The 22,192-nt window shown below is 62.8% G+C and carries 16 protein-coding genes; 11 read left to right on the top strand and 5 right to left on the bottom strand.

The features are described 5' to 3' along the window. Nucleotides 1–88 precede the first annotated feature (88 nt). From KCX70_RS07620 to KCX70_RS07605, 4 genes are all read left to right on the top strand, one after another. Nucleotides 89–2,062: a ligand-gated channel protein gene (locus KCX70_RS07620; RefSeq protein ID WP_212619774.1), complete on the top strand. Its 1,974-nt coding sequence runs from the start codon at nt 89–91 to the stop codon at nt 2,060–2,062. A 193-nt stretch (nt 2,063–2,255) separates the two neighbouring features. Beyond that, nucleotides 2,256–2,558 carry an iron transporter gene (locus KCX70_RS07615; protein WP_392634432.1) on the top strand — a complete coding sequence of 101 codons (303 nt, stop codon included), beginning with the start codon at nt 2,256–2,258 and terminating at the stop codon, nt 2,556–2,558. Next, nucleotides 2,555–4,153, top strand: a complete 1,599-nt coding sequence (locus KCX70_RS07610; protein ID WP_212619773.1) for a PepSY-associated TM helix domain-containing protein — start codon at nt 2,555–2,557, stop codon at nt 4,151–4,153. The genes KCX70_RS07615 and KCX70_RS07610 overlap by 4 nt, the downstream gene beginning before the upstream one ends. After that, nucleotides 4,150–4,485 (top strand): DUF3325 domain-containing protein, encoded by a 336-nt coding sequence (locus KCX70_RS07605; RefSeq protein ID WP_212619772.1) that lies wholly within the window; start codon nt 4,150–4,152, stop codon nt 4,483–4,485. The genes KCX70_RS07610 and KCX70_RS07605 overlap by 4 nt, the downstream gene beginning before the upstream one ends. Before the next feature lie 286 nt (nt 4,486–4,771). On the opposite strand, the gene KCX70_RS07600 is transcribed toward KCX70_RS07605, so the two are convergent. Beyond that, nucleotides 4,772–7,006: a TonB-dependent siderophore receptor gene (locus KCX70_RS07600; protein WP_212619771.1), complete on the bottom strand. Its 2,235-nt coding sequence runs from the start codon at nt 7,004–7,006 to the stop codon at nt 4,772–4,774. Between the two features lie 201 nt (nt 7,007–7,207). Between KCX70_RS07600 and KCX70_RS07595 the strand changes: the two genes are divergently transcribed. Together KCX70_RS07595 and KCX70_RS07590 are read left to right on the top strand one after the other, a co-directional pair. Next, a complete protein-coding gene (locus KCX70_RS07595; protein WP_212619770.1) occupies nt 7,208–9,208 on the top strand; it encodes a peptidase U32 family protein in 2,001 nt (666 codons plus the stop codon). 465 nt (nt 9,209–9,673) lie between these two features. Next, nucleotides 9,674–10,450 (top strand): transporter substrate-binding domain-containing protein, encoded by a 777-nt coding sequence (locus KCX70_RS07590; RefSeq protein WP_212619769.1) that lies wholly within the window; start codon nt 9,674–9,676, stop codon nt 10,448–10,450. Nucleotides 10,451–10,509: 59 nt separating this feature from the next. Here KCX70_RS07590 and KCX70_RS07585 read toward each other — a convergent pair whose 3' ends face one another. Beyond that, complete coding sequence (locus KCX70_RS07585) at nt 10,510–12,135, bottom strand: methyl-accepting chemotaxis protein (protein ID WP_212619768.1); 1,626 nt, start codon at nt 12,133–12,135, stop codon at nt 10,510–10,512. A gap of 351 nt (nt 12,136–12,486) precedes the next feature. Between KCX70_RS07585 and KCX70_RS07580 the strand changes: the two genes are divergently transcribed. Both KCX70_RS07580 and KCX70_RS07575 read left to right on the top strand, forming a co-directional pair. After that, on the top strand, nt 12,487–12,900 hold the full coding sequence (locus KCX70_RS07580) for a septal ring lytic transglycosylase RlpA family protein (RefSeq protein ID WP_212619767.1): 414 nt from the start codon (nt 12,487–12,489) through the stop codon (nt 12,898–12,900). An 82-nt stretch (nt 12,901–12,982) separates the two neighbouring features. Further along, complete coding sequence (locus tag KCX70_RS07575) at nt 12,983–14,296, top strand: methyl-accepting chemotaxis protein (RefSeq protein WP_212619766.1); 1,314 nt, start codon at nt 12,983–12,985, stop codon at nt 14,294–14,296. A 60-nt stretch (nt 14,297–14,356) separates the two neighbouring features. On the opposite strand, the gene KCX70_RS07570 is transcribed toward KCX70_RS07575, so the two are convergent. Both KCX70_RS07570 and KCX70_RS07565 read right to left on the bottom strand, forming a co-directional pair. After that, nucleotides 14,357–15,544 (bottom strand): sugar transporter, encoded by a 1,188-nt coding sequence (locus KCX70_RS07570; protein ID WP_212619765.1) that lies wholly within the window; start codon nt 15,542–15,544, stop codon nt 14,357–14,359. A gap of 436 nt (nt 15,545–15,980) precedes the next feature. Continuing rightward, nucleotides 15,981–16,418: a hypothetical protein gene (locus tag KCX70_RS07565; RefSeq protein WP_021207592.1), complete on the bottom strand. Its 438-nt coding sequence runs from the start codon at nt 16,416–16,418 to the stop codon at nt 15,981–15,983. 238 nt (nt 16,419–16,656) lie between these two features. Between KCX70_RS07565 and KCX70_RS07560 the strand changes: the two genes are divergently transcribed. After that, complete coding sequence (locus KCX70_RS07560; protein WP_212619764.1) at nt 16,657–17,520, top strand: SDR family oxidoreductase; 864 nt, start codon at nt 16,657–16,659, stop codon at nt 17,518–17,520. Nucleotides 17,521–17,708: 188 nt separating this feature from the next. Beyond that, a complete protein-coding gene (locus tag KCX70_RS07555) occupies nt 17,709–18,305 on the top strand; it encodes a hypothetical protein (protein ID WP_212619763.1) in 597 nt (198 codons plus the stop codon). Nucleotides 18,306–18,332: 27 nt separating this feature from the next. Here the strand turns inward: KCX70_RS07555 and KCX70_RS07550 are convergent, their stop codons facing one another. Then, nucleotides 18,333–19,058 (bottom strand): DUF72 domain-containing protein, encoded by a 726-nt coding sequence (locus KCX70_RS07550; protein WP_212619762.1) that lies wholly within the window; start codon nt 19,056–19,058, stop codon nt 18,333–18,335. A 171-nt stretch (nt 19,059–19,229) separates the two neighbouring features. Here KCX70_RS07550 and KCX70_RS07545 point away from each other — a divergent pair, with 171 nt between their 5' ends. Continuing rightward, on the top strand, nt 19,230–21,665 hold the full coding sequence (locus tag KCX70_RS07545; protein ID WP_212619761.1) for a DEAD/DEAH box helicase: 2,436 nt from the start codon (nt 19,230–19,232) through the stop codon (nt 21,663–21,665). Nucleotides 21,666–22,192 lie beyond the last annotated feature (527 nt).

Here is a 22,192-nt window from a genome sequence, read left to right as displayed (position 1 = left end):
TACCAGCCACGTAGCGCCACTCGGTGCGCGTGGCATGCGGTGAGTATCGGCCGCAGACAATGTGGGTTTCTCAGGGAGACGGCAGTACATGGTGACTTTCAATCGACGTCCGCTGGTTTGTGCGATTGCTGCAGCAACCTGGGCGAGCACGCCGGTCAGCGCCGCAGAGCCGGTCGAGTTATCGAACGTCGTCGTGACCGCGTCGGGCTTTCAGCAGCAGATCAAGGAGGCCCCCGCCTCCATCTCCGTGGTCACGAGAGAGCAGCTGGAAAAGAAATCCTATCGCGACGTCACCGATGCCCTGCGTGACATCCCGGGCGTCGTGATCACCGGCGGCGCCAGCTCCAGCGACATCAGCATTCGCGGCATGGCATCCAAGTACACCCTCATCCTCATCGACGGCAAACGCATGGAATCGCGCGCGACGCGCCCCAACAGCGACGGCCCCGGCATCGAGCAAGGCTGGACGCCGCCGCTGGAAGCCATCGAGCGCATCGAGGTCGTGCGTGGCCCGATGTCCTCGCTGTATGGCTCCGATGCCATGGGCGGCGTGATCAATATCATCACGCGCAAGGTGGCCGACACCTGGCATGGCGGCATACGGACTGAAAAAACCTTCCAGGACCGTTCCGATTCCGGCGATTACCACAGCATCAACGGCTACCTTTCCGGGCCCTTGGTCGACGGCCTGCTCGGGCTGCAGGTCTACGGCCAGACGTCTCGCCGAGACGAAGACGACATCCCTAGCGGGTTCAATCAGCAGAAGGCCGACAGCGCAACGGCGAAGTTGTCGTTCACACCCAACGAGGCCAATGACCTCGTGCTGGAAGTGGGCAAGACCGAGCAGGAACGCAACGCCAGCCTGAACCGCTCCGGCACCGGTAACAGCGATTCGCTGTCGGATTACGACCGCACGCACTACTCCATCAGCCACACCGGCCGCTGGGATTCCGGCCAATCGGAAACCTATCTGCAGCAGGAGCGGATCGAGAACCCGGGGCGCGAAATGGAGTTGGAAAACAGCGTCTTCAATACGCAAAGCTCTCTCTTTCTAGGCGACCACGTAGCCACCCTCGGTGGGCAATACAAGTACGAGGACCTGTCTGACAAGGGCAACCAACTGGCCGGCGCCGAGGACCTTACCCGCCTGACGCGCTGGTCCTGGGCGCTTTTCGCCGAAGACGAGTGGAGCCTGACCGACAGCTTCGCGCTGACCACCGGCCTGCGCATGGATCGCGATGAAAACTACGGCACCCACTGGTCTCCGCGCGTCTACGGCGTGTGGCAGGCAACGGAGCAATGGACGGTCAAAGGTGGGGTTTCCAGCGGGTACCGCTCGCCTGACATCCGCGCCGCGGTGGACAACTGGGGCCAGATCACCGGTGGCGGCCGAGGCGATCCCGCGGTGATCGTCGGTAACTCCTCGCTCAAGCCTGAGGAAAGCCTGAGCCAGGAAATCGGTGTGCTCTGGGACGGCCTGAACGGTGTCTCGGCCGGCGTGACACTGTTCAACACCGACTTCAAGGACAAGATCACCGAGCTTCGCCGCTGCACAGATACCACCGGCAATGCCTCGGGCCAGTGCGTGGTCAACGGCGAGGCGTACCGCTTCATCAGTGACCGGGTGAACGTCGATGAGGCGCGCATGCGCGGTGTCGAAGCCACCTTCGACTGGGACATCACCGCGAGCGTTTCGCTGGCCGCCAACTACACCTACACCGAATCGGAACAGCGCAGCGGCGACTTCCGTGGCGAACCGCTGAATCAGATGCCCAAGCACATGTTCAACACCACGCTGGACTGGCAGGCAAGCGACCGTCTGGGCAGTTGGGCACGGCTCAATTACCGCAGCGAAACGTCCGAATACCTGTCGCGTACCAGCATGGCCGAGAGCACACCCGCCTACACCCTGGTCGATGTCGGCGGCACCTACGACGTCAATCAGAACCTCAAGCTGCTGGCCGGTGTGTACAACGTTTTCAATCAGCAGATCGACTACGCAAGCTACGAAACCGTATTGGACGGACGCCGCTACACGGTCGGGATGAGCGTTTCCTTCTGAGGCGACGAACGAAACGCCCTGCCACAAGGTGTGTCTCGTGGCTCGATGGGGGCCTTGCGCTGCCAACTCATCGGCCTGGTCCGAGCGCATCGGCACGGATGATTACCGCTCATGAAAGAGGCAGTGCCCAGCCGACAAGCACAGCAACGGCTGGGTACTTTTCGTATGGTTCTGTTTGGTTCCGGAGTTCGTCGTGATTGGTTCCACGTCGCAATCGGGCGGTAACTGGCGGGACATCGCCATGCGTACCGTCCTAGCCATTTTCGGTGGCTATGCCTTTACCTACGCCGCGACCGCCGCCGTCGCGCGGTTATTGCCGCTGGACCGGATCGATGCGTTGACTGCCGCCTCGCTGCCGTCGTTCATGGTTTATCTGGCATTCATTTTGTGGGCTTTTTCAGCCGCATCGGTACGCCGCGTGCTGGTCGGCGCGAGCCTCGCCATCCCCCTGGCGGGTGTCGGTTTCTGGCCGCAACTGCTGGAGGTGGTGCGATGAAGGGAAGCCTCACACAATCCATGTCCTGGCTGCACACCTGGTGTGGCCTGTTGCTCGGCTGGGTGCTGTTCGCGATTTTTTTCACGGGCACCCTGGCGGTGTTCGACAAGGAGATCAACTGGTGGATGCAGCCCGAGCTGACCGATCGGGCACAGTCAGCGGCCGCCGCCGCCAACGTTGCGCAGCGTTGGTTGACGACGCACCACGGCGGTGAATCGAACTGGAACATCGACCTGCCGACCGAGCGCTCGCCGGCTCTCGGGGTATCCGTCGGCGAACGGCGCCGAGGCGGCGGCGGTACTCAGCTGGATCCGCTGACCGGCGAGACCGTCCAACCGCGAGAAACCCTTGGAGGCAACTTCTTCTTCCATTTCCATTACACGTTGCACATGCCGCGCACGCTGGGAGTATGGGTGGTCGGGTTCGCAGCCATGGCGATGCTGGTGGCGCTGATCAGCGGGATCATCATCCACAAGAAGATCTTCAAGGAGTTCTTCACCTTCCGCCCCGCCAAGGGTCAACGCTCCTGGCTCGACGGCCATAACGCCAGCGCCGTCCTGCTGCTGCCGTTCCACCTGATGATCACCTATACCGGCCTGGTGATTTTCTTCCTGATCTACATGCCAGCCGCAATAGACGCCCTCTACGACGGCGATCGCCAGGCCTACTTCCGTGAGGCGCAGCCTGCCCGCGCTGCCGAGCAGGATCGCGGCGAGCAGCAGGGCACGCGCAACGGGCCGGCGCGGCATGGCGAAGGGCGCGGTGACAAATCAGCCTCGGCGCCGGCAGCCCCGCTACTTGCGTTGGGTGAGATCGTCAGCCGTGCCGAGGCGCACTACGGCAAAGGCATGATCGGCGCCCTGGCCGTGAGCAACCCGGGCTTCGCCAACGCCCAGGTCACGGCACGTCCCGTGCTGGGCAATCGCATCGAGCTGACCAAGGGTGAAGGCATGGTCTTCGACGGCGTCTCCGGCGAACTGATCCGGGCGCCGGAGCCCTCTGGCACCAGTCAACTGACCCAGCGGGTGATGGCAGGTCTGCACTTCGCGCAGTTCGGCGGCTATCCGATGCGCTGGCTGTATTTCATCTGTGGCCTGATCAGCTGCGCCATGATCGGTACGGGACTCGTGCTCTATGCGGTCAAACAACGCAAACAGGCCAAGGCCAACCCTCGCTTTCTGCGCGTCGTAGAGGGCCTCAACGTGGCGATGATCGCCGGGCTCTTGCTGGCCTGCGTGGCGTTTCTGTGGAGCAACCGGCTGCTACCGGCAGCGCTGGCTGACCGTCAGGATTGGGAGCTGCGGTTGTTCTTCGGCACCTGGGCGCTGAGCTGGCTGCACACCTGGCTGCGCAAGCCGCTGGCTGCCTGGCGCGAACAGCTGTCGGTCGCCGCGCTGTTGGCCCTCGCACTACCGCTGCTGGACCTGTGGACGGCCCAGGGCGCGCTGGACGTCATGCGGCTGTCCCTGCTGGCGAGCGTGGCTTCGATGGGGCTTATTCTTGGCTGGACCGTGTGGAAAATTCCGGCGGTCATCGCCACCCGAAACGCCCGCTCGGCTCGCCCGAGCCGCACAGCGCAAGGAGCGTCCTCATGAACGGTTCAGCCCTGTTCGCGAGCCTCATACTGGCCTACGCCGGCATGCTGGGTTTCTGCCTGGGCAAGGAGCGCCACTGGAAGCAACTGGTCAACCCACATGTGCCGACCGGGCTTCGTCGCGTATGTGTGCCGGCCGGTACTGCGCTGCTCGGGCTCGCCGTCTACTCGTCATGTCAGGTCTGGCCGGGCGGCATGGCAGTGGTGGGTTGGCTCGGCCTGATCTCGCTGGCGGGCTTCGCCTTGCTGATGCTGCTTCCCTACGCGCCGCGCCTGGCGGTGAGCCTGCCCGTGATGAGTGGGGCAGCATGGGCAATATCGGCGATGCTGTAACGCTTGGATAAGGCTAACCGCTACCTGCAGGCGGTGAGCCCTCAATCAGCCTGGCAAAGCCTCATTCTCGATCTCATTCGGCACCGTTTCCCGATTCAGCTAGCGCAGCGCAAAACGAATCCCAACGGAGCCATGCACGTCCTGGCTGGTTCATTCTCGGAATCGTAACGGTCATAAATGCGCACGCATGGTTCCCTCAAAATTGAAAAAGCCCCGGCCTTACGGCTGGGGCTTTAGCAAACGGTCAGCTGGTGCGCATATAAGCGATCACCCACGAACAGCGACTTTAAAAACGGTACTTCGCAGATGCGGTGACACTACGGGGCGCACCGTAGGTCAGAGCACCATAGGCTTCAAACATATCGAAGTACTTCTCGTCGGTCAGATTATCCACGTTCAGCTGAGCGGTGAGGTTGTCGGTCACCTCGTAGCGTGCCATCAGGTTGACCAATGCATAGGCCTCCTGCTCGATCTTTTCCCGATTGCCGGCTGGATTAGTGGCATAGGTATAAATGCTGTCCTGCCAGTTCACCCCTCCGCCGACGGTCAGCTTATTGAATGCGCCCGGCAGACGGTACGTCGTGAAGGTGCGCACCAGTTTGGTTGGGAAACGCGTGCTGCGGGCGTTACCGTCCGGGTCCTCTACCTCGAACTGGGTATAGCCGGCCATGAGATTCCAGCCCGGAGCCAGCTCGCCAGAAACCTCCAGCTCGAAGCCTTCGCTGGTCACGTCGATAGGCTCGTACGCAAACTCACCGGCCATCCCGCCCGGAACGGGCACTCCCGTGCTCTCGCCCAGACCATCCTGCTTGATCTTGAAGATGGCCGCGGACGCGTTTAGCCGGCCTTCGAAGAATTCGCCCTTCAGTCCGGTCTCGTAGCTTTCGCCGATAACCGAGTCCAGCTGCTGACCGGTGATATCCCGCCGCGCCTGCGGCTGAAAGATGTCGGTGTAGCTGGCATAGGCCGACAGGTTCTCCGTAAGGTCGTAAACGATGCCGGCGTAGGGCGTCAGTTCATGTTCGTCCAGGCGCGAGGGTGACGTGAACGGGGTGTCGTCGCTGGTCTTCTCGTAGCGGTTGTCACGCGCGCCAAGGATCACCTTCAGGTCGTCCGTCACGCTCAGTCGAGTCACGGCATATAGCCCTTTCTGGGTCAGGTCGCCGTAGCTGTAAGGCGTCAACCCTCCCCAGACCGGCGCCGGGAAGTCGCCGTCATAGGCATCGAAATTGGCGACGCCACCGAAGCCAGTCTGCGCGGCACGCGAGTCGGCATTGAAGTCCTGCTGACTATAGATGTAGCCGAAAGCAACTTCATGTTCGCGCCCCAACAACATAACAGGCCCGCCAAGGCGAATGCTGTAGTCGTCCTGCACGGTCTCGGTCTTGTAGGAGCCAGGAAATGACGACATCGGTGCGCTACCGTCGCGGCCAGGGCTACCGGAAAGATACAGAAGGTAGGAGTCGGAGCTTCGTTCGCCGCGGTTGTAGCTCAGGTTCAACTCCCAATCGTTGGCGAAACGGTGGTCGAGATTGACGAAGTAGGTGTCGTAGGTGCTGTCCCATTTGCTCCATTTGGCGGAGGTCGTCTTAGAGCGGCTCCAGTTCGTACGGCTGCCATCTGCATACCAGATCGGCAGGCCACCCCACATTGGCGAGTCGGAGTCGTTTGTCTGGCGGCTGAGACCGAACCAAAGGGTGGTGTCTGGAGAGAGGTCGACGTCCATGGTGCCGTAAAAGGTTTCGCGCTGCTTGGACTTCAAGTCGATCCAGCTGTCACCTTCATTGAATTCGCCCACCAACCGCGCACGCACCGTGCCGGCCTCGTTGAGGGCGAACGACGAGTCTCCCTCGGTGCCGTACGTATCCCAGCTTCCTGCGCTGACTCCGACCGAACCGGTCAGCTCGCGGCTGCTCGCACGTTTGCGGACCAGGTTGAGCGAAGCGGACGGGTCTCCGGCTCCCGCCATCAGACCGTTTGCACCCCGCACCACTTCGACGCGGTCGTACATCGACAGGCTGCTGAACATCTCGCCCGAGCTCCATGGCTGCTCCCATATCGTCGGCACACCATCGATCATCAGGGAATTGATCTCGAACCCGCGTGCATTGAACTGCGCCCGATCAGTTTCGTATCGGTTGACCGAAACCCCGGTGGTGTTATTGACCACATCGAGAATGGTCTGCATGCCCTGGTCTTCCATCCGCTGCTGCGTTACCACGCTGACAGACTGCGGCGTTTCACGAAGCGACATGCTGAGCGGTGTGGAAGTGCGCGCGGCGCCGGTGGTATAGGCACCGGTCCCTTCCGTCACGTCTCGCACCGCCTCACCGGTTACGGTGACAGATTCGAGGGTAGTCGCCTCATTCGCTTCAGTTGCAGCGGTCTCCTGCGCGTATGCGGACATGCCTGGCAGGGCCGTGCCAACAGCGAGCAGGTGCACTGCCAGGGTGAGTGGCTTCAGGACAACGCCTGGACGTCCAGCGGTGGGGTTTAGCGGGGTAAACGTGGCGGTGGGCATTTCTGTCTTCCGTGCAATGTTATCGATTATGATAATGGTTCGCATTATATATCCGCATATTACACGCCGAAAACCCCTCGAGGAATCGGACGTCTGATCCGACACACCGCCTCAGCAATTCCTACTCGCCCAGCGGCCAGTCCCAAAAGCTCCTTAAGCCTTTACAATGCGCGCCTTTCGATCTGCACCCGGTCCGCGCTCATGTCCTTGCCCAAGCACCATCTCGAACTGCTCTCCCCTGCTCGGGACACCACCATTGCTCGCGAGGCCATCCTGCATGGCGCCGATGCGGTGTACATCGGCGGGCCGAGTTTCGGCGCGCGGCACAACGCCGAGAACAGCGTGGCGGACATTGGCGAGCTGGTGAAATTCGCCCATCTGTTCCATGCACGGGTGTTCGTCACGATCAATACCATCCTCCATGACGACGAGCTGGAAGCCGCACGCGCACTGATCTGGCAGCTCTACGAAATCGGCGTCGATGCGCTGATCGTGCAGGACATGGGCGTAATGGAAATGGACATTCCGCCAATCGAAATCCACGCCAGCACCCAGACCGACATCCGCACGCTGGAGCGGGCGAAATTCCTCGACCAGGCCGGCTTCTCGCAGCTGGTGCTGGCGCGCGAGCTGAACCTCCAGGAAATTCGTGCGATCAGCGATGCGACCGATGCTGCCATCGAGTTCTTTATCCACGGCGCGCTGTGCGTGGCGTTTTCCGGGCAGTGCAATATTTCCCACGCGCAGACCGGCCGCAGTGCCAACCGCGGCGACTGCTCGCAAGCCTGCCGGCTGCCGTACACGCTCAAGGACGACAAGGGCCAGGTGGTCGCCTTCGAAAAACACCTGCTGTCGATGAAGGACAACAACCAGAGCGCCAACCTGCGCGCGCTGGTCGATGCCGGGGTGCGCTCGTTCAAGATCGAGGGACGCTACAAGGATGTGAGCTACGTGAAGAACATCACCGCTTACTATCGTCAGCGCTTGGATGAAATCCTTCTGGATCGCCCTGATCTGGCCCGCGCCTCCAGCGGCCGCACCGATCACTTCTTCGTGCCGGACCCGGACAAGACCTTCCACCGCGGCAGCACCGACTACTTCGTCACCGATCGCAAGATCGACATCGGCGCCTTCGATTCGCCGACCTTTACCGGCCTGGCCGTGGGCGAAGTGCTGAAAGTCGGCAAGCATGATCTGACCGTGCAGACTCGCGAGCCGCTGTCCAACGGCGACGGCCTCAATGTGCTGGTCAAGCGCGAGGTGGTGGGTTTCCGCGCCAGCGTGGTCGAGTTGCTTGAGCAGTTCGAGGAAGACGGCCAGTCGCTCTGGCAGTACCGCGTCGAGCCCAACGAGATGCCCGGTGCGATTCGCCAGCTGCGCCCGAACCATCCGCTGAACCGCAACCTGGACCACAACTGGCAACAGGCGCTGCTCAAGACCTCCGCCGAGCGCCGCATCGGCGTGCGCTGGCTGGCCAGGCTGCGCGCAGACGCGCTTGAACTGCACGTCACCAGCGAAGAAGGCGCTTACGCCACGGTCTCGCTGCCCGGCCCGTTCGGCGATGCGAAAAAGCCCGAGCAGGTGCCCGGCCAGATCGCTGAGCTGCTCAGCCAGCTGGGCACCACGATCTACCACGCCGAAGAAGTGGACGTGGACGCACCACAGGCCTTCTTCATCCCCAATTCGCAGCTCAAGGCCCTACGCCGCGAAGCAGTCGAGGCGCTTACCGAAGCCCGTGAGGCGATGCGTCCGCTGGGCAGCCGCAAGCCGGTCAGCGTACCGCCACCGGTCTATCCCGAAGCGCACCTGTCGTTTCTCTACAACGTCTACAACGAGAAAGCGCGCGCCTTCTATCACCGTTACGGCGTGCAGCTGATCGATGCCGCCTACGAGGCCCACGAGGAAACCGGCGAGGTGCCGGTGATGATCACCAAGCACTGCCTGCGCTTCTCCTTCAACCTGTGTCCGAAACAGGCCAAGGGCGTGACCGGGGTGCGCACCAAGGTCGCCCCCATGCAGCTCGTGCATGGCGATGAAGTGCTGACCTTGAAGTTCGACTGCAAGCCGTGCGAGATGCATGTGATCGGCAAGATCAAGGGCAACATCCTCAACCTGCCGCAACCGGGCAGCGCCAGCAGCGTGGTCGGCCAAATCACCCCGGCCGATTTGATGAAGACCATCCGCCGCTCGCCGCAGGGCTAAACGCCTTGCCGCTTCGCCCCGAGGTCGGGGCTCCCACAACCGCCTTCGCGGCACGACGCACCTCTGTGGGAGCCGCGACCCGCGGCGAATCGGCCTTTGCACCCCACCAGCGCCCCGTTTTTGCTTAAGCACCAAAGTCTGACCGTTCCCCGCTTCGCCCCGGGGTCGGGCTCCCATAATGGCCTTCGCTGCTCGACGCATTTTTGTCGGACCGCGGCCCGCGGCGAATACGGCCTTTGCAGCCCCGCCAGCGCCCCGTAAGTGCACGACGACTAGAGACTGACCGCTCCCCGCTTCGCCCGAGGGCGGGGCTCCCACAAAAGCCGCTGCTACAGCAAATGCGAACCCGCAGCCATTGGCCTTGTGACGAACCCTCTGCGTCCGGTACGTTCCAGCTGTCCGCCTTTTGTTCTCGCGGACCAGAACAATAACCGGGCCGCTGCGCCCGCCTTGCAAGGAACGACCATGAGATATCTGTTGGCAGCCGGCGTCTTGCTGGCCAGCGGCGCGAGTTTCGCCGCCCCCTCCGCTTCGCTGCTCGATGAGGTTCAGCAGCGCGGCACCCTGAAGGTCTGCACCACGGGCGACTACAAGCCCTACACTTTTCTGCGCGACGACAAGCAGTACGAGGGCATCGACATTGCCCTGACCGAGTCGCTGGCCAAGAGTCTGGGTGTAAAAGTTGAGTGGGTACCGACCACCTGGAAGACGCTGATGCCGGACTTCCTCGCCCAGTGCGACATGGCCGTTGGCGGCGTGTCCATCTCGCTCGAGCGGCAGAAGAAGGCGTTCTTCAGCGATCCAATTGCGGTGGACGGTAAGATTCCGTTCGTCCGCTGCGATGAGGTCGAGAAGTACCAGACCATCGAACAGCTCAACCAGCCCTCGGTCCGCCTGATCGAGCCGCCGGGAGGCACCAACGAGGCCTTCGTTCACCGCGAGCTGCCCAAGGCGCAGCTGGAGCTGTTCCACGACAACACGGTGATTTTCAAATCCGTGGCCGACAACAAGGCCGATGTAATGATCACCGACTCCTCCGAGGCACAGTATCAGCAGCGTAACTACTCGACATTATGCGCAGTAAATCCCGACAAGCCGCTGCAGTACAGCGAGAAGGCCTTCTTATTGCCGCGTGGCGACGTCGCGTTCAAGGCCTATGTCGATCAATGGCTGCACCTGACCAAGGCCACCGGCGAGTACCAGCGCATCGCTGACGAGTGGCTGGCCAAGCCCGAGCAATGATCGCTGAGCGACGCCGCAAGCGTGTCGAACCCTTGCGGCGACGGTAGCCTGGGTGCCAGTCAGGTCCTGAAGCGCAGGGCCAGTTGGTTGAGGTCGGTCGCCAGCCGTGCCAGCTCTTCACTGGCTGCGGCGGTCTGGTTGGCACCGGTCGCCGACTGGATCGACAGATCGCGAATGGTCATCAGGCTGCGGTCCACTTCGCGTGCGACCTGCGCCTGTTGTTCGGCCGCCGTGGCGATCATCACGGTGCGCTCGTTGATCGTCACCACCGACGCTGCAATGTTGTCCAGCATGGTCCCCGCTTCACGGGCTACGTCCAGGGTCTTGCGGGCCTCGTCCGTGCTCAGCACGGTGGCCGCGACGGCACTCTGGGTGCCGCTCTGGATCGCGGTGATCATCAGTTCGATCTCATGGGTCGATTGACCGGTACGGTGAGCGAGTGCCCGGACCTCGTCGGCCACCACGGCGAAGCCACGACCCTGATCCCCGGCACGCGCCGCCTCGATCGCAGCGTTAAGCGCAAGCAGGTTGGTCTGCTCGGCGATGGTACGAATCACGTCGAGCACCTTGCTGATGTCTCGCGCCTGGCCGGCAAGCCCTTGGACATGCTCACCGGTATCGCTGATGCGCGCCGAGAGGTTGTTGATGGCGCTGACCGTTTCGTTGACCCGCTGGCGCCCTGCTTCGGCCGCCTCCGTGGAGACGCGCACGCTGTCGGACGTCGAGGCTGCATTGCTGGCCACCTCCTCGATGGCTGCCGTCATCTCGTTGACCGCCGTTGCGGCCAGTTCGACCTGCTCGTTCTGCCGCTGCAAGCCACGGTTGCCCTCATGCGCGACGCTGGTCATTTCTTCGGTGGCGGTCGCCAGTTGGGTCGAGGAATCACCGATATGCTTGAGCGTCTCTCGAAGGATGGCCTGCATGGTAGCCAGCGCCGCCAGCAGGCGAGCAGGCTCGTCGGAGCCTTCCACCGCGATTGGCTGGCTCAGGTCTGCCCCGGCAATACCTTCGGCCACCCGTACCGCCTGCCCGAGGGGCTTGGTGATGCTGCGCGTGAAGGCGATCGCCAACCCCAGCGTGGCGAGAACGGCAAAGCCCATCGCGCCGAGCAGAACCCACAAGCTGCGCCCGTATACGGCACCTGCCGAAACACCGGATCGCTTGGCGCCTTCTTCGTTGTAAGCGGTCAAGGCTTGAAGCGCCTCGTTGATGGCCACCGCCTGCTCGCGCATGCCGCCGTTGAACAGCGCCACAGCCCTCTGGGTGTCCCCGCCATCTGTGGAGGTGAGCAAATGATCCAGAGACTGGCCGTAGCGCTCGACCGCAGTCTGTACGTGCTGCGCCAGCTGGCGTTCATGCCCGTCGATCACGGGCGAAGCCAGATAGGCATTGATTTCTTCCACAACCTGCGAACGGCGTTGTTTGATTTCGGAAGTCGCGCTAGAGGCAGCGCTGTCGGCCGACGGAATGAGCGACCGTGCCACCATCAACCGCAAATCCTGTACGTCAGTGCGAAGCCGGCCCGAATCACGGACGCCGGCAAGCCAGTTCGTTTCGATGACCTGCTCCGTTTCCCGCAACGCCTGTACCTGCAGCAATGAAAAGCAACCCACAAACAGCAGCAGCAACGCAATTGCCGAGAAGCTGACGGCAGCTCGGGTTGAGACATTCAGGGAACGGAACATGGGGCACCATGAGGGGGAGGCATCGGAACAGGGCTGCTCCGAAACTGATACAAAGTGTTTCACTGGCCTTTTGCCTGTACAAGATCCGATGGTCGAAATCTGATCAATATCAGACCAAAGAACTAGGGATTACGCGTAGGCCAAGCACGCAACGCAGCATGGGCTTCCCCAGATGCAATTAACCGTTGAATGTCTTGATCGGCTCGATAGAGTCCCGCTCGGTCCAAGCGCAGCGCTATATTCCTTACCTGTACGCGACGGTCGCTGAGATGACACCGCCGCGCCTTGCTCCATGGCCGTATCGGCTTGGCAAAAATGACCACCGCCACAGGCACAACCTTAGGGATAGATATGCGCACCTGGCCGACCCGCTGGATCACCGCCGCGCTCTTTTGCGTTGCAGTGGCCGGCTGTACCACCGCCCCGCAAAAGCAACCAGGACCGGACCAGACGTCGACCCCGTCCGTCGGGCAACCGATCGGCTCGGGCAAGGCTTCGTATTACGGCAGCCAGCACCACAACAAACTGACCGCCAGCGGTGAACGATTCGACCAGCATGCACTGACCGCGGCGCACCGCACATTGCCGTTCGGTACCCGGATCAGAGTAACCAACACCCGCAACGGCAAGAGCGTGGTGGTCCGGGTCAATGATCGAGGTCCGTTCGTGCGCAACCGCATTGTCGATCTGTCCAAGGCGGCGTTCACGGCTATCGCCAACCCGCGCGCGGGCGTCATTCCGGTGCGCGTCGAAAGGCTGGATTGACCACCGATCGGCGCAGGCGGGCATCAAGTATGGCGATGGCGTGCCGATAGCTTCGCACCTTCGTCCAATTTCTGGTGCTCGCATGTTCAACGGCCAACTGAAAAAACAACTCGTGGAGCAAGCCGCCGAGCTGACTCTGCTGCGCCAGTTGCATGATCAGATGACAGAAACACTGTTATCGATCACGCTGGACCGCGAGTTCCGAATGGTGGATGTCAATCGGAAGTTTGCCGATGCGCTCGGCTACCGGGTCGATCAACTGCTGGGGCGGCCAATGGCCGAAATCGTACCCGCCTATGTGACCGGCCTGTCGTGTTTCCGCGATTTCCGTGCCGCTGTGGCCAGCCTTTCGCCAATCGGCGACGACTATCGCTACCTGCGTGCCGACGGCAGCCTGGCGTGGTTGCACGTCGACTGGTATCCGATCAAGGATACAAACGGCGGACTGCTGCATATCCGCGGCTTCGCCCGCGAGGTGAGCCGCGAAGTGCAACAGGCGAAGGAGAACGAAGCCTTCATTACCGCGCTGCTTCGCTCCACGGCGGTCATCCAGTTCAACCTGGACGGCACCGTGGCCACCGCCAATGAGCAGTTCCTGCAAGGCATGGGCTATTCGCTCAAGCAGATCGTCGGCAAGCATCACCGGATGTTCTGCACGCCCGAGGAAGCCTCATCCGCGCAGTACAAGCAATTCTGGGAAACGCTCAACCGCGGCGAATTCGTCGCCGATCGCTTCAAGCGGCTCGACAGCATGGGTCGGGAAGTCTGGCTGGAAGCCAGCTACAACCCTGTCCACGACACCGAAGGCAAGCTCTGCAAGGTCGTCAAGTTCGCCAGCGTCGTGACCGAGCAGGTCGCCCGCGAGGCCGAGGTGCGCGAAGCCGCAAGCATCGCCTATGACGTGTCCCGGCAGACCGACACCAGCGCCGAACGTGGCGCCGTCGTGGTCAGGGACACCGTCGCCACGATGCAGCGCATCGCCGAGGAAGTGGAATCGGCGACCCATGGGATCGAAGCCTTGGGCCAGCAGTCCCAACTGATCAGCTCCATCGTGCAAACCATTGGTGGCATCGCGGCACAGACCAACCTGCTGGCGCTCAACGCGGCCATCGAGGCAGCGCGCGCCGGTGAACAGGGCCGCGGCTTCGCGGTGGTCGCCGATGAGGTGCGCCAGCTCGCCGGTCGCACCAGCGCCGCCACCGAGGAGATCGTCAGCGTAGTGCAGAAAAACCAGGCACTGGTCGACGACGCGGTGCGTGAGATGGCCAACAGCCGCGAGCAGGCCGTGCAGGGTCTGGCACTGGCCAACCAGGCCGGCGCGGTGATCGTCGAGATTCAGGACGGCGCCAAGCAGGTGGTCGACGCGGTCGGGCGCTTCGCCAAGGAACTCAAGTAGCCCCAACGGCAGGCTGGAACGCGCAGCCGGCGCTCCAGCCGTCGCTGAGGAGTGATGCCGTCAGAGCGCGGCGCTGCCTGCCGGCTTGGCGAAACGATGGGCTGCGAATCCGCACAGCACGACACCGCTCACCGCCAGTAGTCCGCCGACGATCCCGACGTTACCGAGGCCCAGTTGCTGCGTGACCAGGCTACCCAGCAGTGCACCCCCCCCGATGCCGACGTTGTAGATACCGGAAAACAGCGCCATGGCGACGTCGGTGGCATCGGACGCCAGGTTGAGCACTTTGGCCTGCACGGCGAGGCCGAAGCACATGCCGGCGATGCCCCAGACCACTACCAGCGTGCCCAGCAGCGAGCTATCACCTGCGGCCGGCAATAGCAGTAACAGGCAGGTCGCCATGACCGCGATGGCGGCGGTTGCGAAGCCCTTCGGATAACGATTGCTGTAGCGGCTGAAGAGCACCGAACCGAGGATGCCCGCACCACCGAACAGCAATAGTAGCGCGGTGGTCATATCACCGCTCAGGTGGGCAATGGTCTGCGCAAACGGCTCTATATAGGTGTAAGCGGTGAAATGCGCGGTGATCACCAGTGCCGTCAGCACGTAGACGGCGACCAGCGCAGGCCGCTTGAACAGCACGGGCAGGCTGCGCAGCGAACCGGAATTCTGGCTTGGCAGCCGCGGCAACGTCCGGGCCAGGCAGAGCACCACCAGCGCCGCGACCACCGCAATCGACAGGAACGTCGTGCGCCAGTCCAGCAGTTCGCCAACCACCCGCCCCAGTGGGATACCCAGCACCATGGCCAGCGCACTGCCGGTCGCCAGCAGCCCCAGCGCCTGCGCTTGCTTGCCCTGTGGTGCGACGCGCACGGCCAGGGATGCGGTGATCGACCAGAACACCGCATGCGCCAGCGCGATGCCGATGCGGCTGAGCATCAGCATGCCGAAGCTCGAGGCCACGCTCGACACCAGGTGGCTGCCGATGAACACCACAAAAACGAAGATCAGCAAGGTGCGGCGGTCGATGTTGCGGGTCAGCAGCATCATCGGCAGCGACATCAGCGCCACCACCCAAGCGTAAATGGTCAGCATCAAGCCGACCTGTGACGGCGGCATGTCGAACGAACGGCCAATATCGCTGAGCAAGGCGACCGGCACGAATTCGGTGGTATTGAAGATGAAGGCCGCCAAGGCCAGCGCGACGACACTGAGCCAGCTCCCGTCGCGGGTGTTCGATTCGTTCATGTAGGCATGTCTGGGTGCGATCCACTCGGCAAGCGCAGCGCGCCGGAGCGGCACACCACAGCGTGACGAATGAGGGTGTAAGAAGTTGCCGGCCCTGCTTGACCACAGCGCATACGCCCCGCGGCTTCGAGCAAGCGCGAGAGGTAGGCGGGAGCGATAGGGGTTCGAAACGGCAAGCCGGAGCGGCGCGGATTCTACGCCCGCGCCGTGCCGATGTCAGGCGGTGAAAGCGGTCCGCGACGAGCGGCCGCGACCCGCCGACAGGATGATGCCGACTGGCTGTCGGCAGCCGGCACAACAGGTGAACGTACATGATGACCGGGTTCGCCTGGAACACCGTCCCCTCACCCCAGTCCGCTTTCCAGCGGGGCGAGGGAGTATGGCCCTGGGATATGGACCGCGATGGCAGCCCGCAGCGATGCTCGCGCTATGAGTTTTACTGGCCGAAATACGCCTGCGCCCGCTCGGCTTCTGCAGCGGTCGGCTTGTAGCTGATCCATTGATCGCCCTCGTTCTTCTTGTAGCGCACGACGCCTTGCGCCACGTCGAACTCGTAGAACGGATAGACCTCGCGCAGGTTGTAGAAGGCGGCCGGCGCGAAGAAGAGGATATCCGCGGCCAGGTAACCGCCGTTGAACTTGAGCGGCATCATCCCGTACATGGGCTCCATGCCTTCCTGCGTCGCGCGGAAACGATACTGGCCGAAGCTGGTGGCCTTGTAGGTCTTGCTGATCGGGTTCTTCAGCACCAAGGGTGCATCGTCGTTGATCTTCACGGCCAGGCTCGGATCGCTCGAGCGCAGTGAAGTGGTCGCGGTACAGGCGGACAGCAGCGCGACGGTAAGCGGCAGAACCAGAAGTTGCTTGATGTTCATCTTTCAATCCTTTGCGGTGTTAGGCGTGGACGACCCGACCGGCCCTACGCTGGGGTCCGCGGCCATCCTTGGCGCGCGGCACTATAGGTCAGGGAAGACTAATGGCCAAGCGCTAGCAGCGAACGCAACGCCATTTCCGATCACCGGTCGGACACGCATCACCACTCGGCGCCCGTCCGAAACTTTCCCGGCGCACATCAGCCGTATCTACACGACCCATTGCTGCCCGGAGGTGATCATGGCTTACCCGAAGATACATGCGCAAAAACAAGACCGCCTGCCCGGTCTGGAGCGTGAGATGGATCCGCCGGCCGAATTCATCCGCGACGACTACAAGGGCAGCGGCAAGCTGGCCGGCAAGGTGGCGCTGGTCAGCGGCGGCGACAGCGGTATCGGCCGAGCGGCGGCGCTGCACTTCGCACGCGAAGGCGCCGATGTAGCGATCATGTATCTTGACGAGCACGAGGACGCCGAAGACGCCAAGCAGCTCATCGAAGCCGAGGGCCGGCGCTGCCTGCTGCTGCCGGGTGACGTCCGCAACAGCACGCACTGCAATGAAGCGGTCGCGCAAACGGTGAAGACGTTCGGCCATCTCGACGTGTTGGTGAACAATGCTGGGCGCCAGGAAGTGCAGACCCGACTGGAAGACATCACCGATGAACAGTGGGAAAACACCTTCGCCACCAACATCCACGGCTACTTCTACCTCACCCGCGCCGCCCTGCCACACCTCAAGGCCGGCGCCTCGATCATCAACACGACCTCGATCAACTCATTCATCGGCAACCCGATGCTGGTCGACTACACCGCGACCAAGGGCGCCATCGACGGCTTCACCCGCGCCCTGTCGCAACAGCTGATCGAGCGCGATATTCGCGTCAACCAGATCGCGCCCGGGCCGGTCTGGACGCCGCTGCAACCGGCGACCCTGGGCAAGCATGATCCGCAGCTGCTGGAAGACTTCGGCAGCCAGATGCCCATGGGCCGTTGCGGCCAACCATCCGAGCTGGGCCCGGCTTACGTTTACCTGGCCTGCAAGGATTCGTCCTACGTCAGCGGTCAGACCATTCATATCAACGGCGGCAAGGTGGTCAACGGCTGAGCCGCCTCACGCCGCGCCATCGGGCGCGGCGCCAGCGGCTGCCATTGGCAGCGGACGCATCGGGTAACGAGAACGCACGGAACCATCCCCTCACCTACTCCGCCCAACAGGCATGACAGCGCGCACCTCAATGAGGGCGCGCACCCACGCACCAACCGCAGCCAGCCTGCATACCGCAAGGAGAAATCATGCCGCAGATCCTCATCGCAGCGTTCGACCGTTACGCCGAAGCCGAGCAGGTCAAAACCGAACTTCTGAGCAAGGGCGTGAGCAGCGACGCCATCCAGCTATCCGCCTCCTTGAACCCGGAGACCGTCAACAGCAGCCGCGTCGAAGTGATCGGCGAGGAGCCGGACCATGACGCCACGGTGGCAGAAAAAATCGGCAGTTTCTTCAGCAAGGTTTTCGGCGACGATGCGAGCCAGCATGCGGGCCGTTACCCGGAAGCCGCCCGCCGCGGCTCGACCGTGGTGACGGTCACGCTCGATGACGACAGCCAGGTCTCGATGGTCGAGCAGGTGATGGAGCAAAACGGTGCCATCGATATCGACGAGCGCAGCGCCAGCTGGGGCGATGACGACGCGACGCCGGTCACCGCCAGTACCGAAACCCTGACCACTGGCTATCCCGACGCCACCTCCATCAGCGAAGACCAGCGCAAGCTCGACGGCATGGCCATGCCCGATCGCGGCGCGGACGACGGCACCATTCCCGGCCGCGCCGCCAATGACAAGGCCGGGCGCCGCGACAACACGGCTGGACGGGTGCGAATCATTCCGCGCTGAGGCTGGCCCATCGCGGGCAACAGGATCTCAGCCCAGACGTTGCTGAAGTGCCAGCACATTGGCAGTTGCCGCACCGCTGGCGGTGTTGTCGAAGATGCACCAGATGGGCGTTCCCGCTGGCTGCTCGGCGAAGCGCAGTTGCAGCGTCTCGAGCCAGTCGTCGGTGTAGGACGAGTAGTAGATTCGCGGTGAGCCATGCAGGCGGAAATAGCGAAGCCCGGCCCAACCGCCTGGTTCGGCCGCCTCGGGAAAGGGCGCTGGGTCCGCCGCGACCCTCGCAATCCCGCCTTGTTGCAATAATGCTTCGGCAGCCAGCCAGCTCGGGTGTCGCGGTTCGATGGCGACCGGCCCTGCATTCCGCGCACGCAGCGCCTCGATAAACGCCGCGGCGCTGGCCGCGTCAAAGGCCAGCGAGGGCGGCAACTGCACCAGCAGACAACCGAGCTTGTGCCCAAGATGGCCACATTCGTGCAGAAAACGATCGAGTGCTTCTTCGCAGTCGATCAGCCGCCGTTCGTGGGTGATCTCTCTGGGCATCTTGACGCAGAAGCGAAACGTATCCGGCACGCTCTCCGCCCACCGGACATAGGTAGCGGGACGATGCGGACGGTAAAACGACGTGTTTATTTCAACCGCTGGCAGACGAGCCGCGTAGCGTTGCAAATGCGTGCCAGCCGGCGGGAACGCTGGCCACTGATCGCGCGCAAGGCTCCACCCGGCCGTGCCCAGAAACATCGAACTGCCCAACTTCATACCCGCTCCCGTCGAGCCTGTCTGTACAGATGACCATGGCCTCGAGGTACATGATCCTCCGTCCACGTTGCGGTGCCCTCGCGCCCGACGCATGGCATATTTGCGCGCCGCTCGTATTGCGCGGTCCGATTGTCCAAACTCGCAGCACACCTGATCAGAGAGGCGTCGATCATGCGCAAGGCCGAAGCCAAACACCGTCACACCCACAAGCTCGAAAGACTTCAGCGATTCCTGAACTGGACCACCGAGCGCCATCCCGACTTCGCGCCAAAGAAGAATCACCAGGAAAAGTGGTTCAACACCTACCTTGGCTTCCAGCCGCCGGAAATCGGCCGCGCGGCGCGGTTGTTCTGGCTCGGGCTGGACGACGCAACCGTCGAGGCGAACCTTGAAGGCGCCGCACCCGCCAGCCTGATCGGCCGACTACTGAACCGGGACGTCAACGATTTCAGCTGCACGGTGGATATCTTCGGCGTCGAGAAAACCCTGGATTGCGGCCCGGTGCAGAACCTGCTCGAGCCCGAATTCGCGCTGCGTATCGACGACAGCCGCTCGACCGATGAGTTTGAGCACAACGTCTGCGCCGCGGTGCAGACCCTGGTCCGGGATCGCCTGCACGTTCTGGAAAAACCCTTCACCAGCCTCAGTGATGAACAGAAAGCCCAGTGCCTGGAGCGCCTGCCCGCGCGGCTTTCACGCCTCGATGACTTCGCGGCGCGCGCCGTCGACATCGTCAACGAGGTCAAGCACGAGCTGCGTTATGTGGTCGAGCTGCGCCACGGCGAGCTGGCGCTGGACATGCAGCGGCGCATCACCGGCGGCCAGGGGCATGTGCTCAGCGAACAGGAGGTCGCCGCACTCAAGGACGAAGACCGCCAGGCCATGAACGCCAAGTTCGAGATGATGATCGAGGAAGCCCAGGACTTCGATCTGCAATTGCTCGGCGAGAAGCGTCTGACCGAAGTTTTCATGATGGAGCCGAAAAAACTGCGCCGCACCATCCGCTTCGCCCGCGAGGACAACCGGGAAAAGATGGCCTTTGCGGTCCTGCTGGAAAACAACCCGCGCTTCGTCCATTACCACAAGCTCTACGCCGCGCGGCGGATCACCCGCACCTGGACCGCCCTGCTCGGCCCGACCAACAGTGGCAAGACCTACCAGGCAATACAGGCCATGACCGGCGTCACCCACGCCATCTACCTTTCGCCGCTGCGCCTGATGGCACTGGAAAACCAGGAACGCATCGAATCCATGGGCGTGCCCTGCTCGCTGGTCACCGGCGAGGAGGAAATCATTCGCGAGGGTGCGACGCACTATTGCTGCACCGTCGAGGAATTCGCCCGCTTCCGCCACGAATCCTGGGACGTGGTGGTGATCGACGAAGTGCAGATGATGGCCGACTCGCAACGCGGCTGGGCCTGGGTCGATGCGTTGGTCAGTGCCTACACCCAGGACCTGATCATGACCGGCCCGGAGCTGATCCAGCCGTCGCTGAAAACCCTCTGCGACCTGTGCGAAGACCAACTGGTGGTCAAGCGCACCAAACGCCTGTCACCCGTCGACGTGGCGCGCCGCGCGACTACGCTCAAGCAGCTGGACGCCGGCTCGATGCTGGTCGCCTTCAGCCGCAAGACGGTGCTGGAGCTCAAGGCGATGCTGGAGATGACCGGCAAGAGCGTCTCGGTGGTCTACGGTGCGCTGTCGCCGGAAGTTCGGCGCGAGCAGGCACGCCGCTTTCGTGAGGGCGAGGCGGATCTCATGGTCGCCACCGACGCCGTCGGCATGGGCCTCAACCTGCCGGCGCATACGCTGTGTTTCTACACCGACGAAAAGTACGACGGTATCCAGAACCGCCAGTTGAAGGTGCAGGAGGTCAAGCAGATCGGCGGCCGCGCCGGGCGCTTCGGCCATCATGACAGCGGGCTGATTACCGCGCTCGACGGGCAGACGCTACAGTCGATCAGGCGCCTGTTCCACAGCGCCGACCTGCCGGTGGATCTATCGCAGTTCCAGGTCAGGCCGTCCATCGAGCACCTGCAGGCCATCTCCGAGCTGATGAACGAGCCGAGCCTGCTGCGCGCCTGGCTGACCTTCAACCGCAACATCAACTACGGCGACGAATTCATTTCGATTCTGCCCGACGAGCTGGCGGAGTGGATCAAGCTGATCGACGACCCGACCATCGACCTGCCGCTGCGCTGGATCTTCGCCTGCACGCCGATCCGCGGCGGTCTCGACAGCCCGGCCAGCCACCACGCCCAACAATGGTTGAAGAGGGTTGCGCAGGACAAGGAAATACCTCTACCGCGACTCATCATCGATGCCGACCTGGCAACGCTGGAAAGCTCGCTGCACGTCATCGAAACCTACCTGCATCTGGCCCGTACCCTGCCCGCGAATTTCCCGGCCCTGGAACAGGCCGAGCAGCACCGCAGCCTGCTCAACGGCGCGATCACCCGCGAGCTGTCCCGCCAGCGCAAGCCACGCAGTTCTGATCGCCGCCGTCTGTCCGGAGGCAGCCGCCAGTGCCAGCAGTGCGGCAAGGCCATGCCAGTGGCGGGCCGGCAGTTCCGCTTGTGCCAGGGTTGTTTCAAGGAAAAACGATAGTCCTGCCCGACGACTTAATAGAGCAGGCCGTGCGTAGCGCCGACTCGCGCAGGTAACACGCTTTTTTGTGGGAGGCGCGACCCGCGGCGAACGCAGCCATTAGGCCGGCTCAGACGCCCCGAACTTCGCTTTCTGCAAGCCCGCTTGGAGCCCAAAAGCTTCGCCCCGAGGGCGGGCTTCCCACAAAAGCACGCCGTGCATAGCGCCGATTCGCGCAGGTAACACGCTTTTTTGTGGGAGGCGCGACCCGCGGCGAACGCAGCCTTTGAGTCGGCTCAAACGCCCCAAAGCTTCGCCATTCTGCAAGCCCGCTTAAGCCCAAAAGCTTCGCCCCGAGGGCGGGCCCCCACAAAAGCACGCCGTGCATAGCGCCGATTCGCGCAGGTAACACGCTTTTTTGTGGGAGGCGCGACCCGCGGCGAACGCAGCCTTTGAGTCGGCTAAAACGCCCCCAAAGCTTCGCCATTCTGCAAGCCCGCTTAAGCCCAAAAGCTTCGCCCCGAGGGCGGGCCTCCCACAAAAGCACG

It is taken from the genome of Stutzerimonas stutzeri, from assembly GCF_018138085.1.
Classification (GTDB): domain Bacteria; phylum Pseudomonadota; class Gammaproteobacteria; order Pseudomonadales; family Pseudomonadaceae; genus Stutzerimonas; species Stutzerimonas stutzeri_AI.
This window is presented reverse-complemented; position numbering and strand designations above follow the sequence as displayed.